The sequence below is a fragment of the Pseudomonas sp. ADAK18 genome (assembly GCF_012935695.1).
Taxonomy (GTDB): domain Bacteria; phylum Pseudomonadota; class Gammaproteobacteria; order Pseudomonadales; family Pseudomonadaceae; genus Aquipseudomonas.
Genome location: NZ_CP052859.1, coordinates 4,124,801 through 4,138,279, shown reverse-complemented (window position 1 = coordinate 4,138,279; position 13,479 = coordinate 4,124,801). Strand labels below are relative to the sequence as shown.

At 57.2% G+C, this 13,479-nt stretch carries 14 protein-coding genes; 10 read left to right on the top strand and 4 right to left on the bottom strand.

The window, feature by feature from the left end; all coding sequences use genetic code 11:
• The gene (locus tag HKK55_RS18690; protein WP_169356029.1) at positions 1–2,037 is read right to left on the bottom strand and encodes a PAS domain-containing sensor histidine kinase; all 2,037 of its coding nucleotides are present in this window, start codon (positions 2,035–2,037) and stop codon (positions 1–3) included.
• 46 nt (positions 2,038–2,083) lie between these two features.
• Positions 2,084–3,001, bottom strand: coding sequence for a putative 2-dehydropantoate 2-reductase (locus HKK55_RS18685; RefSeq protein ID WP_169356028.1), 918 nt, complete (start codon positions 2,999–3,001; stop codon positions 2,084–2,086).
• Between the two features lie 124 nt (positions 3,002–3,125).
• On the opposite strand from HKK55_RS18685, the gene HKK55_RS18680 reads away from it, so the two are divergent.
• Complete coding sequence (locus HKK55_RS18680; RefSeq protein WP_169356027.1) at positions 3,126–3,611, top strand: YajQ family cyclic di-GMP-binding protein; 486 nt, start codon at positions 3,126–3,128, stop codon at positions 3,609–3,611.
• A 137-nt stretch (positions 3,612–3,748) separates the two neighbouring features.
• Positions 3,749–4,591 (top strand): mechanosensitive ion channel family protein, encoded by an 843-nt coding sequence (locus tag HKK55_RS18675; protein WP_169356026.1) that lies wholly within the window; start codon positions 3,749–3,751, stop codon positions 4,589–4,591.
• Positions 4,592–4,779: 188 nt separating this feature from the next.
• On the opposite strand, the gene HKK55_RS18670 is transcribed toward HKK55_RS18675, so the two are convergent.
• A complete protein-coding gene (locus tag HKK55_RS18670) occupies positions 4,780–6,051 on the bottom strand; it encodes an OprD family porin (RefSeq protein ID WP_169356025.1) in 1,272 nt (423 codons plus the stop codon).
• Between the two features lie 715 nt (positions 6,052–6,766).
• Between HKK55_RS18670 and HKK55_RS18665 the strand changes: the two genes are divergently transcribed.
• Complete coding sequence (locus HKK55_RS18665) at positions 6,767–7,192, top strand: HIT domain-containing protein (RefSeq protein WP_169356024.1); 426 nt, start codon at positions 6,767–6,769, stop codon at positions 7,190–7,192.
• 3 nt (positions 7,193–7,195) lie between these two features.
• Entirely contained in the window at positions 7,196–7,402 is a 207-nt protein-coding gene (locus HKK55_RS18660) for a SlyX family protein (protein WP_169356023.1), read from the top strand.
• A gap of 89 nt (positions 7,403–7,491) precedes the next feature.
• Here HKK55_RS18660 and HKK55_RS29435 read toward each other — a convergent pair whose 3' ends face one another.
• Entirely contained in the window at positions 7,492–8,094 is a 603-nt protein-coding gene (locus tag HKK55_RS29435) for a cold-shock protein (RefSeq protein WP_169356022.1), read from the bottom strand.
• Between the two features lie 428 nt (positions 8,095–8,522).
• Here HKK55_RS29435 and HKK55_RS18650 point away from each other — a divergent pair, with 428 nt between their 5' ends.
• From HKK55_RS18650 to ruvC, 6 genes are all read left to right on the top strand, one after another.
• Complete coding sequence (locus tag HKK55_RS18650) at positions 8,523–8,996, top strand: Dps family protein (protein ID WP_169356021.1); 474 nt, start codon at positions 8,523–8,525, stop codon at positions 8,994–8,996.
• A 226-nt stretch (positions 8,997–9,222) separates the two neighbouring features.
• A complete protein-coding gene (locus HKK55_RS18645) occupies positions 9,223–9,576 on the top strand; it encodes a ribbon-helix-helix domain-containing protein (protein ID WP_169356020.1) in 354 nt (117 codons plus the stop codon).
• A gap of 202 nt (positions 9,577–9,778) precedes the next feature.
• Positions 9,779–10,000, top strand: coding sequence for an FmdB family zinc ribbon protein (locus tag HKK55_RS18640; protein WP_010208103.1), 222 nt, complete (start codon positions 9,779–9,781; stop codon positions 9,998–10,000).
• A gap of 109 nt (positions 10,001–10,109) precedes the next feature.
• Complete coding sequence (aspS, locus tag HKK55_RS18635) at positions 10,110–11,885, top strand: aspartate--tRNA ligase (RefSeq protein WP_169356019.1); 1,776 nt, start codon at positions 10,110–10,112, stop codon at positions 11,883–11,885.
• Positions 11,886–12,019: 134 nt separating this feature from the next.
• Entirely contained in the window at positions 12,020–12,766 is a 747-nt protein-coding gene (locus HKK55_RS18630; protein WP_169356018.1) for a YebC/PmpR family DNA-binding transcriptional regulator, read from the top strand.
• Between the two features lie 176 nt (positions 12,767–12,942).
• Positions 12,943–13,467: a crossover junction endodeoxyribonuclease RuvC gene (ruvC, locus tag HKK55_RS18625; protein ID WP_155581382.1), complete on the top strand. Its 525-nt coding sequence runs from the start codon at positions 12,943–12,945 to the stop codon at positions 13,465–13,467.
• The last annotated feature ends 12 nt before the right edge of the window (positions 13,468–13,479 follow it).

The window sequence follows — 13,479 nt, the reverse complement described above, 5'->3', positions numbered from 1 at the left end:
TTAGCGCTCCAGTTGGATGAGTTCGTTGTGTGGCAGTTGGCTGCCGGCCAGGGGTAAGCGCAAGGTGAAGCAGGTGCCCTGGCCCTGCGTCGATTGCACTTCCATTTGGCCCTTGTGATTGTTGGTGATGATGAAGTAAGAAACCGACAGGCCAAGCCCGGTGCCCTGGCCTATTTCCTTGGTGGTGAAGAACGGCTCGAAGGTGCGTTTGCGCACGTTTTCGCTCATACCGATGCCATTGTCTTCCACCTGAATCTCGGCCCAGGGTGGATTGAGTCGGGTGCGCAGGATGATGCGTCCCGGCTCACTGTCATCTGCACGCTGGTGAATGGCCTGGGCGGCGTTTTTCAGCAGGTTGAGCAGCACCTGTTCGAGTTCGTTGGCGGTGCCGGGCACCGGGCCCAGTTGCGGATCGAACTGGCGGATGATTGCCTGGCCCTTGAAGTCAAAGCCGATGGCCAGGTCGAAGTCGTTGCCGGCGATGTCCACTGCCTGGTCGATCAACGCCGGCAAGTCGCACGGCGCCATCTGGCGGTTGCTGCGGCGGCTGAAGCTGAGCATATGGGTGACGATCTTCGCCGCCCGCGCACCGGCTTGTTGAATGCCATCGAGCAGTTTTGGCACTTCGCGGCTTTGCAGGTAGCGGTTGACCGTGTCCAGCTCGATGCCGACCTGTTCGGCATGCTCGCGGTTTTTCGGCAGCTCCGGGGACAACCGGCGACGAATGTTCTGCACGTTATGCAGGATGGCGCCCAAGGGGTTGTTGATTTCATGGGCCATGCCGGCCGCCAAGCCACCTACTGAAAGCATCTTCTCCGACTGCACCATCATTTCTTCCAGGGACAGGCGCTGGGTAATGTCGTCGATACGAATCACCACCCCGCGGCCCGCGCCGCCCATCAGCGGGTAGAAGGTCAGGGCGTAATGCTTGGGCTCGTCGTCCTTGACCCAGGTGACTCGCTCGATCCGCTCAACGGTGTGTTGCTCCACCGTGGCCTTGAGTTGTGGCAAGAACGGCTTGAGAGGCTCGAAAGCGAGAAATATCGGCTGGTTCAGTGCTTCGTCCAGACGTGTGCCGGAAAGCGCGCTGGCCTCCTGGTTCCATTGGGTGACATAGAGCTGTTCATCCAGGGCGATCAGGGCCGAAGGCATCGAGTCGATGATGCTGTTGAGGTAGTTCTGGAACCCGGTGAGTTTCTTCTCGATCTTACTGCGCACCTGGACTTCCAGCTCCAGCTTGCGATTGGTGTGGCGGGTTTCTTCGGCGAGGCCCTGGGCCTGATCGTAGGCGGCCTGGGAATCATCCCGTGCGCGTTTCAGTTGCTGCTCACGGGCTTCAATGCGCGAGAGCATGGTGTTGAAGGCTTCCGCCAGGCTGCCGATTTCGTCATGGTTGCCGCGACTGGCGCGCAGGGCGTAGTTCTCTTCCCGCGTTACCTGGCGCGACAGTTCTTCCAATTGATGAATCGGACGGGTGATCAGGCGTTTGATCTGTTGGGCAATCACCAGCCACAACAGCACACTGAATATCAGGATGCCCAGGCTGGCGGTCAGGGTCCCGGTATAGAAGGCTCCCGGCAGTTCGCTGCTGGCCACCAACAGGAGATGCCCGGAAGGTTTGCCAGGGCGGGGCAGGGTGATGACCTGGTTGCTGCGAAATTCGGTGACGCGCCAGGCTTCGATATGCCGATAGTGGTCCGGCAGATGCAGGCGATCACCGTGTTGCATCTGGGCCAGACGGATCCCGTCGCCGTCATACAGTGCCGCGGCCCGCAGCGGTGAGTAACTGGTCAATTCGTTGAGCAGGCTTTCGGCCTTGACCGGCGAATCCAGGGCTTCAGCGGCCAGGGACGGGTTGGAGACCAGTCGGCCGATGGCCTGCAGGGCCTGGGGCGCCATGCTTTCCTGGGAGATCCAGTAGGCGGCGCTGATAAAGGTCAGGTTGGCCACCAGCAACACGGTGGTCAGCAGCACCAGCAGGGCTGCCAGCAGTTTCTGCCCAACCGGTAGATTTTCGAGACGCTGGCGCAGTGGCATCGAGGTTTTCGCAGGCAAGGAACAAGCAGGCAGGGTAGCGCGTGCCTCAGTCGCGGGGCAATCCGCGTGCGATCAGGTGGTTCACCAGGCGTGCCTGCAGTTGTTGCAGGTGCGGCAGGGTCAGTTGATGACGAGCGGCTGCCTGGCAAGCGTAGCCCAACAAATAGCTGATCTCGGTGCGCCGGGCGTTGGCTACATCCTGGTACATCGAGGAGTAGTTGGCGGCCGTGGCCTGGATCACGCGCTCCACTTCGCTTTGCAGGTCTTGTGCGGCTGCCGGCTGACCACAGCATTCCAGCAGCTCAGCCAGTTCGAGGCACAAGGTGGCGACTTCGCAATGATGGGTTTGCAGGTCGCCATTACGGCATTGGTGCAGCACGGTCAGCGGGTTGATGGCGCAGTTGAGCGCCAGCTTGCGCCACAGCCGCGTGAGGATATCGGTGCTCCAGTCGTGAGGGATACCGGCGGTGTGCAGGTCGTCCAGCCAGAGCGGCGGTGTAGGTTGGCTTGCGTCGCCCAGCCAGGTAAAGCCATGGCCGGCGAACACCACACGCCAGTCACTCTCGCGAAACGCGCCTTCGGTGCTGGAGGCGAAGATGCAACGGGCCAGAGGCAACTGGGCCGCCACGGCGTCCTGGCTGCCCAGGCCGTTTTGCAGCAGGATCAGTTCGGCGTCGGGTGACAGGCGATGGGTCAGTTGTGCGACAGCGGCTTGGGCGTCGTAGGCTTTGCACGCTACCAGCAGGCGATGAATCGGTTCAGGGGTGCCAGGTGTTTCGCCGGTAATCGGGTAAGTGTGCGCTTGGCCTTGTTCGACCAATGTCAGCCCCGGCCCAGCCTGATAACTCGCCAGGCGTTCGCGATCTCGCAGAATCAACCTGACCGGCAGGCCCGCGCGGGCCAGGCGAGTGGCCCACAAGGTCCCGAGACTGCCAGCGCCGAGAACATGCCAGGTGGTCGACATCAGGTTTTTACTCCGCAAAAGCTCACAGTGAAGGAAGGAAAAGAACCGTTATAATGAGCGCGCATTTTACCCCAGGCGTGCTCCGTCTCCATTGAGCCGCGCCCCTTTTTACTGGAGAAATTACATGCCGTCGTTCGACGTGGTATCCGAACTGGACAAGCACGAACTCACCAACGCCGTCGAAAACGCCGTCAAGGAGCTGGACCGTCGCTATGACTTGAAAGGCAAGGGCAGCTTTGAATTCAAGGAAAAGGACCTGACCGTCAACCTGACCGCTGAAGCCGACTACCAGTTGGAAGCAATGATCGAGATCCTCAAGCTGGCGCTGGTCAAGCGCAAGATTGATGTGCAGTGCCTTGAAGTCAAGGATTCCTACGCTTCCGGCAAGCTGATGAAGCAGGACGCCGTCCTCAAGGAAGGTATCGACAAGGAGCTGGCGAAGAAAATCGTCGCTCACGTCAAGGACGCCAAGCTCAAGGTTCAGGCCGCCATTCAGGGCGAGCAGGTGCGCATCACCGGTAAAAAACGTGATGACCTGCAGGAAGCTATTGCCGCCTTGCGCGCCAAGACATTCGACATGCCGCTGCAATTCAACAATTTCCGCGACTGACCCCTCGCCCTTGGGGAACCTGTAGGCGTTTTCAACGTCCCACGCCCCAGAACTTGCAGAAACGATTGAGCCCCTCGGGGCTCGATTGCTGTGGGCACTATTTTTGAGCCGCACGTCCGGTAAACAGGAGAATAATGATGGACTTGAACGCTGAAGTGGATAGCTTGATCAAAGCTTCCCAATCCTGGATCCCGATGATCATGGAATACGGCAGCCGGGTATTGCTGGCCGTGATCACCCTGGCTATTGGCTGGTGGTTGATCAACAAACTGACCCACAAAGTAGGCCGCCTGCTGGCCATGCGTAACGCCGATATGGCGTTGCAGGGCTTTGTTACCAGCCTGGCAAACATCGTCCTCAAGATCATGCTGATGGTCAGCGTGGCCTCGATGATTGGTGTCGAAACCACCTCGTTCGTAGCGGCAATCGGCGCCGCAACCCTGGCCATCGGCCTGGCGTTGCAAGGCAGCCTGGCCAACTTTGCCGGTGGTGTACTGATTCTACTGTTCCGCCCCTTCCGCATCGGCGACTGGATCGAAGCTCAAGGTACGTCGGGTACCGTCGACAGCATCCAGATCTTCCACACAGTGATTCGTACCGGCGACAACAAAACCGTCATTGTGCCCAACGGCATTCTGTCCAACGGCATCATCACTAACACCAACCGTCAGCCGACCCGCAAGGTGGTATTTGATGTGGGGGTTGATTACGAAGCCGATCTGCAGAAAGCCCGTGAAGTGTTGTTGGAGTTGGCCAAGGATCCGCGGGTACTGGCTGACCCTGCACCGGTTGCCGTGGTTTCGACCCTGGGTGATAGTTCGATTACTGTTTCCCTGCGGGTGTGGACCAAGACGGCGGATTATTGGGATGTGATGTTCTTGTTTAATGAACTGTCTCGTGATCGTTTAAAAGCGGCTGGAATTGATATTCCGTTTCCGCATCGGGTTATTCGTATCATGCAAGATACTTCCGCCCAGTAAGGGCGAGTTTTGTGGCTGAACTTGGCTAGATGGTCAAGTTCTGCTTCGAAAGCAATCTCGTTAGCTAGCTTGCTAGTTATTTTTACGATGAAATAAAGCTGCAATAAAAAAGCCGCTCACTTGTGAATAAGTGAGCGGCTTTTTATTTAGAGCAGGGCTCTAGGTCATCCGTGTAATCAAACAGCGGATTACAGGATGTTCAGCGGGTATTGCGCGATCAGACGCAGCTCGTCGATCGACGCAGAACCGTAGTAGACACCATCGCTCGAGCGATAAGTGGCTTGGCGTACACGCAGGCTCAAGTCTTTGGCCGGACCGCTCTGGATCACGTACTTGGCTTCGATGTCGCGTTCCCACTCTTTGCCGTTCGACGTAGTGCCAGTGTTGGCGCCGCTACCGCTGACGTAACGAGTCATGAAGCTCAGGCCTGGCACGCCAAAGGTGGCCATGTTCAGGTCGTAGCGAGCTTGCCAGGATTTCTCGTCTTCAGCGTTGAAGTCGGAACGGGCAACGGAGTTGGCCAGGAAGATCGTGCCGCCGCCGTCTACGCCGTAGCCGTAGTCACCGTCACCGGTAACCTTCTGGTAGGCCAGGGTAAAGGTGTGGGCGTCGTAGGTGTACGCGCCCTGCAAGCTGAAGGCACGGTTGTCGAGCTTGGTGGTGTTGTCTTTCTCGGCGCGTTGCAGGCCCTGGCCGTCGCTTTTGGTGTCGTAAATGTTGAAGTCGACTGCGAAGGACTGCTTGTCGCTCAGAGCGTGGGTGTAGTTGACGTTGGCGTAGATTTTGCGCCAGTAGTCTTCCACTTTCGAGTAGTACAGGCTACCGGTCAGCTCTGGAGTGAAGGCGTACACCGCGCCGGCGAAGTTGGCTTCCGGCAGGTGCAGACTGTCACGATAGCTTTGGGCTTGAGCGGTGATGCCGGTGAAGTGACCAGCTTCCAGTTTCAGCCCTTTGATTTCGTTGCTGACGATCGAGGTGCCTTGTGCAACCTCTGGCAACAGGCGGCTGTCATCGGTCGCAAATACAGGGGCTGTGGTGTACTGGTCGCCAATCTTCAGCACGGTGTCGGAGATGCGGAACTTAACTGCGCCGCCGCCTTTGGAGTACTGATCTTCCGAGCGACCATCAGAACCTGTAGGGAACAGGCCGGTGCCGGAACGGCCCTTGCCACTGTCAAGTTTGATACCCAGCAGACCGATAACGTCGACACCCACACCGACGGTGCCTTGGGTGAAGCCCGATTGGTACAGGGCGTTGAAGCCCAAACCGGTTTCGTCGACGCGGCTCTTGCCGGAGTCATTGTTACGGAAGTCACGGCTAAAGTTCAGGAGGCGAGTGTTGATGCTGAAAGTACTGTCTTCAACAAAGCCCTTGGAATCGTCCTGGGAGGACGCCATTGCGAACTGCGAGGTGCCTGCTGAAACAGCCAGGGCGATCATGCTCCACTTCATCACGCGCATCGTGATTTGCTCCTTTGGTTTTAGGAAGAGTACTGCCGTCCCACCTGTATTTTTATCTGGGCGGCTCTTTCTTTTTTGTGTCGGCGCAAATTTATATCACGCTGACATTATTGACGATACTTGCTTACCTATCCTTTCAGTTTCTTTACGGGCCTGTCGTAAACTGCTAGGTCCATGTCGCAAATTCACAGTCCGTTTGTAACCGGACTGACAACTTCAATACTGTTTTTTAACTCTAAGCATAGAAAAAAATACACCGCTCAAAGTTTAAACTCTTCCTTGAAAAGCATTGAGTCACTACTGTTTTCGGTAGTGAAACACCTGCTTCCCATCAGGTACCGTTGCCGACGATGTGGGTGTGAATGCAACAAGCGTGCTCAAACCGGTAACCGAATGTCATTTTTTCGTGAAAAGCTCCCTCGCAGTGTAAAAACCGCATAAGCACGGGCTTTTTACGCCGTTTGGTTTGGCCTTGACGGCAAGGCTTTGCTCCTGTTCGGTGGTACATAAATCTCGCACCAGTGGAAAACGTTACCCGTTCACCCTATGCAGTGAGTAATCGGCGGATGCGGCTTGCACGATGTGGGGCATAAACGGATCATTTTGGTGCGTGCCTGTTTGCTCGGATACGCTCGGGTGTTTTCGCCGTGAAGCAGCGCTCATTCGCAGGTATGCTGGACGCCTGAAACCTGACCAGCCGAACGGAGTGAATGCGGTGTTCGCCTTAGATCCACGTCTTCAACAAGACACACTGCCCATTGGGGATTTCCCCTTGAGCCGGCTGCTGCTGTCCAATGACTCGAATTACCCTTGGTTCATCCTGGTACCGCGTATCGACGGTATCAGCGAAGTGTTTCAACTGGATGTCGCTGACCAGCAGCGTTTGTGGCAGGAGAGTACGGCCCTGGCGCAGTTGCTGAATGAAGGGTTTGCTGCCGATAAAATGAACATCGGCGCTTTGGGCAACGTTGTCAGCCAACTGCATGTACACGTCATCGTGCGCAAGCGGGATGATGCAGCGTGGCCTGCCCCTGTCTGGGGCAAGCATCCGGCGCAGCCTTACACTGAGAAGCAGGTAGCGGCCATTCGTGGGCGTTTGCGCGCATTGTTGCCCACCGATTTCATCTTTACCCAGGACTGAGCCATGGACCTGCAAGATCGTGTGACGGACCTTGAAAGCCGCCTGGCCTTCCAGGACGACACCATTGAGACCCTGAATGACATTCTGGTCACCCAGCAGCGCGCAGTCGAACGCCTGCAACTGCAAATGGCGGCGTTGCTCAAGCGTCAGGAAGAAATGGGCGGGCAGTTCGAGTCTTCCGAAGAAGAGGCTCCGCCGCCTCATTACTGATTGGCCCGATCAAATGCCGGGCAATAAAAAACCGCGATGCAGCATGGGCTGCATCGCGGTTTCTTTATTTTCAGGGCTAGAGGCTGAGATCAGCGACGCGGCAAGGCGGCGATCACGTCTTCAGCTTGCAGGCCCTTGTCACGGTTCATCACGGAGAACTCCACGCGCTGGCCTTCGACCAGGACGCGATGGCCCTCGCCACGGATGGCTCGGAAGTGGACGAAGATATCGTCGCCCGAGTCCCGGGAGATAAAGCCGAAGCCTTTGGAGGTATTGAACCACTTGACGGTCCCGGTATCCCGGTTGGTCATGTCGTAGTTCTGCGACGAGGCCGCAGGGGACGAACGGTAGAAGCTGATGGCCAGATGAAGAACGATGGCGACCACAGCAATCACCAGACTGAGCAAGATGGCCGGGTGGCCCCCGACTTCAGGCATAGGTGCCAAGAGGGTAAGGGTTTGTACAACAACAGTCAGTACCAGCAGCGCGCTGACCAGGTTTTGCAGTTGATGACGCGTGCCTTTATTCCAGTAAGGGATCACTGGAGCCAGGGTCAGGTTAAGAAGGCCGAACAAGGCCAGGTAGAGAGCGTCGTATTGTTCCAGGTAGGGAGGGCTTCCCTGTTGCAGGCTCGGGATAAAGGACAGCAGCAAAGCTGCAACGCCCGTTAGCAGGTGGACGATTTTCAACATTTTGATTAACTCACGTTAAGACGGATCACGAAGGAAGAGCTGACTGGCACGGTTCGCTTCTGAACAATGGGAGGCGTTGGGCACGTGCGCGGGTATCAGCCTATGTGGCTTACCGCGAAAAATAACGGCAGCGACACGCTGCCTATTTAACAGCAAAGCCTGTGCCTTCTCAAATCAAGCATTTCGGGCTGTTGCGGCGGTCACTGCATTTCTGTGGCAAACACTTGTCCTAGACAGGTGCAGGGGCTTTTGGGCGTCCCTCAGGTTTTTTTGGTAACGCTCAAAGCCTTGCCTACCGTTGATGTGCGCCTGCGCAGGGACGATTTGCCGCACGTCGTGACGGGGCATCGGGCTGCACAGGGCCAGTACTCTTGCTAGAGTGGTCCTGCACCTGATCAATGAATTTTTATCAATTGAAGGGGATAAACATGGCAATCGATATTGGTATCAGTGAAGAAGATCGTAAATCAATCGTCGATGGGCTCTCACGACTACTTTCCGATACCTATGTACTTTACCTGAAGACCCACAACTTCCATTGGAACGTCACGGGCCCAATGTTTCGTACACTGCACTTGATGTTTGAAGAGCAATATAACGAACTGGCATTGGCCGTTGACTTAATCGCCGAACGTATTCGTGCACTGGGCTTTCCGGCGCCGGGTGCTTATTCGGTGTATGCCCGTCTTTCTTCCATCCAGGAAGAAGAGGGGGTGCCCCGCGCGGAGGATATGATCAAACAATTGGTCGAGGGGCAGGAAGCGGTTACCCGGACCGCCCGCGGGATCTTCCCGTTACTGGATAAAGTCAGTGATGAACCGACAGCAGACTTGTTGACCCAGCGTATGCAGGTCCACGAAAAAACGGCGTGGATGTTGCGCTCCCTGCTCGAAAATAAATAATCGTTATTGGTGAGTGACGTCGACCTGACGTCGCTCGCCTGTCGATGGGGACGGCTCCCCCGGCTTGGCCCTACGCTTCACGACCTTCCCGATGCGCGCGTTGGCTTGTCCTACGACGATCAACTCCACGTCTTCTGGCTGCACTTGTCTACTTGATGTTTTATAGGCTCAACGACCAAGGAGAGAAATTCCTTGAGTGGTCGTCTGGCAATGGAGTGTCAAGTGTATGTCACGTGGAGTGGGTAGTGGGGTTATGGAGACTTCCGGTTTTCATAAGATAAAAGTTGATCCCTTTGTCAAAGGGTTCGATATGCAACTGGCCAGGCCATTGTCCCGATCAGTCAGGCTTAATGGTTTTTCGACGTGTTTGCGACTTGAGGAGGTCTATTGGAATATCCTCACGGAAATCGCGAGGATCAATGCCTGTTCAGTCAGTGCTTTATTGTCTTACGTGGATCGGGAAGTGCATTTGCGTTATGGAGGTGTGAAGAACTTCAGTGGTCTTGTCCGGGTGGTGTGTGTCGTCCATGTCTTGAAAGGGCGTATAGCGATACCTGATGGCCCCGTCGCCCCGGGCTGACCCGGCCACCCGATGCTTGATCCCGTGTTGTGTCGGGTCGGGTATCGGGGGCAAATCCGGCTCCATACGTATCTATATAAAGAGCAGCGAGCCGCCACGGCTGCACAGCCTCGATTTACCAGATATAATCCCGCCCTTTGCTGTCGCCGGGGCTTTCAGGGGCCGGCGCGGCGCAGTAGTGACCTGATCGCCGAGACATTCCATGCCCATGTACGACTATCAATGTGCTTCCTGTGGTCATCAGTTGGAAGCCATTCAGAAGATCAGCGCAGCGCCGCTGGTCGATTGCCCTGCCTGCCAGGCGCCCGAGCTGAAGAAGATGCTGTCCATGCCAGGCTTTCGCCTGAGCGGCAGCGGCTGGTACGAGACCGACTTCAAGACCGGCTCGAAGAAGAATCTGGCTGGCGGCGACAAAGCAGACTGAGTTGAACTCTACGCGCGGGCTCTTGCATTATCCGACACCTGACTTAATGTGCGGTGACCCAGGCAAGACCTCCACCGAATTTCGAATTACGAGAAGCGAAACCACTACCATGATGCGCAGCCATTATTGCGGCCAACTGAACGAGACCCTGGAAGGTCAGGAAATCACCCTTTGCGGATGGGTTCACCGTCGCCGCGACCACGGCGGGGTGATCTTCCTCGACATCCGTGATCGTGATGGTCTGGCCCAGGTGGTGTTCGATCCGGACCGCGCCGAGAGCTTCGCCGCCGCCGATCGCGTGCGCAGCGAGTACGTCGTGAAGATCACCGGTAAGGTGCGCCTGCGTCCAGCCGGTGCCACCAACGCCAACATGGCGTCGGGCATGATCGAAGTCCTCGGCTACGAGCTGGAAGTGCTGAACGAATCGGAAACCCCGCCGTTCCCACTGAACGAGTTCTCCGACGTTGGTGAAGAAACTCGCTTGCGCTACCGCTTCCTCGATCTGCGTCGCCCGGAAATGGCCGAGAAGCTGCGTCTGCGTTCGCGCATGACCACCAGCATCCGCCGCTTCCTGGACGAGAACGGCTTCCTCGACGTCGAGACGCCGATCCTGACCCGCGCTACTCCAGAAGGCGCCCGTGACTACCTGGTGCCTAGCCGTACCCACGCCGGTTCCTTCTTCGCCTTGCCGCAGTCGCCGCAGCTGTTCAAGCAACTGCTGATGGTGGCCGGCTTCGACCGTTACTACCAGATCGCCAAGTGTTTCCGTGACGAAGACCTGCGCGCCGACCGCCAGCCGGAATTCACCCAGATCGACATCGAGACCAGCTTCCTCGATGAAAAAGAGATCATGGGCATCACTGAACAAATGATCCGCAACCTGTTCAAGGAAGTGCTGGACCTGGAGTTCGGCGAATTCCCGCACATGACCTTCGAAGAAGCCATGCGCCGTTACGGTTCCGACAAGCCAGACCTGCGTAACCCGCTGGAGCTGGTTGACGTTGCCGACCAACTCAAAGAAGTCGATTTCAAGGTATTCAGCGGCCCTGCCAACGATCCGAAATGCCGCATTGCCGCTTTGCGTGTTCCTGGCGCCGCGAGCATGCCGCGCAAGCAGATCGACGACTACACCAAGTTCGTTGGCATCTACGGTGCCAAGGGCCTGGCGTACATCAAGGTCAACGAGCGCGCCAAGGGCGTTGAAGGCCTGCAGTCGCCAATCGTGAAGAACATCCCGGAAGCCAACCTCAATGTGATCCTTGATCGCGTTGGCGCGGTTGACGGTGACATCGTGTTCTTCGGTGCCGACAAGGCGAAGATCGTCAGCGAAGCCTTGGGTGCGCTGCGGATCAAAGTGGGTAACGACCTCGACCTGCTGACCTGCAAGTGGGCGCCAATGTGGGTCGTCGACTTCCCGATGTTCGAAGAAAACGACGACGGCAGCTTCAGTGCCTTGCACCACCCGTTCACTGCACCGAAGTGCACGCCGCAAGAGCTGGAGGCCAACCCGGCCGGCGCTCTGTCCCGTGCCTACGACATGGTCCTGAACGGTACCGAGCTGGGTGGCGGTTCGATCCGTATCCATCGCAAGGAAATGCAGCAATCGGTCTTCCGCCTGCTGGGCATCAACGAAGATGAGCAGCAAGAGAAGTTCGGCTTCCTGCTCGACGCACTGAAGTACGGTGCTCCACCCCACGGTGGCTTGGCCTTTGGCCTTGACCGTCTGGTGATGCTGATGACCGGTGCCCAGTCGATCCGTGAAGTGATTGCCTTCCCGAAAACCCAGAGTGCTGCCGATGTAATGACGCAAGCTCCGGGCGTGGTGGATGCCAAGGCGTTGCGCGAACTGCACATCCGTCTGCGTGAAGTGCCAAAGGCTGAGTAAGGCTGCTGCGTGAAAACGCGATAAGGTTTTACGCAGTCAAAAAGGCGCATCTTCGGATGCGCCTTTGCGTTAAAGAGCTAAATCCTGCCTGGGGCGGGATCGTTAAGGTTTCTAGAGAATTTCGGAGTTGTGTTATGGCTGGCCATTCCAAGTGGGCGAACATCAAGCACCGCAAAGAGCGTCAGGATGCCAAGAAAGGCAAGATCTTCACCAAGTGGATTCGCGAACTGACCGTCGCTGCCCGTCAGGGCGGCGGTGATCCGGGTTCTAACCCGCGTTTACGTCTTGCGCTGGACAAGGCGCTCGGCGCGAACATGAGCCGTGACATCATCGACCGTGCGGTCGCCCGTGGTGCTGGCGCGGCTGATACCGACGATATGGTCGAGCTGAGCTACGAAGGTTACGGCCCAGGTGGTGTGGCGGTGATGGTCGAATGCATGACCGACAACCGTAACCGTACCGCTGCGGCTGTGCGCCATGCGTTCAGCAAGTGTGGCGGCAACCTCGGCACTGATGGCTCGGTGGCTTACCTGTTCGAGCGTAAGGGGCAGATCTCCTTTGCGCCGGGTGTTGATGAAGATGCACTGATGGAAGCCGCGATGGAGGCTGATGCCGACGACGTAGTGACCAACGAAGACGGTTCCATCGACGTGTTCACCTCGTTCGCGGGTTTCTACTCGGTGCGTAACGCCTTGGAAGCGGCTGGTTTCAAAGGCGTCGATGCGGAAATCGTCATGCTGCCGACGACCAGTGCTGAACTGGACCTGGACGGTGCGCAGAAGGTGCTTAAGATGCTCGATATGCTTGAAGACCTGGATGACGTGCAGAACGTTTATTCCAATGCTGATATTCCTGAGTCGGTAGCCGAACAGCTCGCCTAAGAGCACCAAAGATCCAATGTAGGAGCTGTCGAGCCCCAGCGAGGCTGCGATGGCACCCTGATACTGCGGTGCCCGCATCGCAGCCTCGCTAAAGCTCGACAGCTCCCACAGGGTTCTATGCTGCTACACAAAATATGTGTCTTGCACACCCGCCTTAAACCTAACCTGCAGGCGTTATGACTCTAATCCTAGGTATCGACCCCGGTTCGCGAATTACCGGCTTTGGCGTGGTGCAACACACCCCGCGAGGCTGTGTCTACGTCGCCTCGGGCTGTATCCGTACCGGTGCGGGCGAGCTGGCCGAGCGCTTGCAGATCGTTTACCGCGGCGTACGTGAAGTGATCCAGACCTACGGTCCGGTGACCATGGGTATTGAAAAGGTCTTCATGGCTAAAAACGCCGACTCGGCCTTGAAGCTGGGCCAGGCCCGTGGCGCCGCCATCGTTGCAGGTGCCGAAGAGGGCATGGAGATCGCCGAATACACCGCGACCCAGGTCAAACAAGCAGTCGTTGGCACCGGTGCGGCCAATAAAGAGCAGGTGCAGATGATGGTCATGCACATGCTCAAGCTCACCGCCAAGCCGCAAATCGACGCCTCCGACGCCCTGGCCATTGCCATTTGTCATGCCCATACCCGTTCCAGTCTGCTGCCTCACGGGTTGGGCACAGCACGCAGTCGTGGCGGCCGCCTGCGTCTCTGATAGCATCAGCGC

What these genes read in the sequence shown, in the direction of transcription:
- HKK55_RS18630 (WP_169356018.1), top strand. Translation starts at nt 12,020, where the DNA reads ATGGCTGGCCATTCCAAGTGGGCGAACATCAAGCACCGCAAAGAGCGT.
- ruvC (WP_155581382.1), top strand. Translation starts at nt 12,943, where the DNA reads ATGACTCTAATCCTAGGTATCGACCCCGGTTCGCGAATTACCGGCTTT.
- HKK55_RS18660 (WP_169356023.1), top strand. Translation starts at nt 7,196, where the DNA reads ATGGACCTGCAAGATCGTGTGACGGACCTTGAAAGCCGCCTGGCCTTC.
- HKK55_RS29435 (WP_169356022.1), bottom strand. Translation starts at nt 8,094, where the DNA reads ATGTTGAAAATCGTCCACCTGCTAACGGGCGTTGCAGCTTTGCTGCTG.
- aspS (WP_169356019.1), top strand. Translation starts at nt 10,110, where the DNA reads ATGATGCGCAGCCATTATTGCGGCCAACTGAACGAGACCCTGGAAGGT.
- HKK55_RS18675 (WP_169356026.1), top strand. Translation starts at nt 3,749, where the DNA reads ATGGACTTGAACGCTGAAGTGGATAGCTTGATCAAAGCTTCCCAATCC.
- HKK55_RS18690 (WP_169356029.1), bottom strand. Translation starts at nt 2,037, where the DNA reads ATGCCACTGCGCCAGCGTCTCGAAAATCTACCGGTTGGGCAGAAACTG.
- HKK55_RS18645 (WP_169356020.1), top strand. Translation starts at nt 9,223, where the DNA reads ATGTCACGTGGAGTGGGTAGTGGGGTTATGGAGACTTCCGGTTTTCAT.
- HKK55_RS18680 (WP_169356027.1), top strand. Translation starts at nt 3,126, where the DNA reads ATGCCGTCGTTCGACGTGGTATCCGAACTGGACAAGCACGAACTCACC.
- HKK55_RS18685 (WP_169356028.1), bottom strand. Translation starts at nt 3,001, where the DNA reads ATGTCGACCACCTGGCATGTTCTCGGCGCTGGCAGTCTCGGGACCTTG.
- HKK55_RS18650 (WP_169356021.1), top strand. Translation starts at nt 8,523, where the DNA reads ATGGCAATCGATATTGGTATCAGTGAAGAAGATCGTAAATCAATCGTC.
- HKK55_RS18640 (WP_010208103.1), top strand. Translation starts at nt 9,779, where the DNA reads ATGCCCATGTACGACTATCAATGTGCTTCCTGTGGTCATCAGTTGGAA.
- HKK55_RS18670 (WP_169356025.1), bottom strand. Translation starts at nt 6,051, where the DNA reads ATGCGCGTGATGAAGTGGAGCATGATCGCCCTGGCTGTTTCAGCAGGC.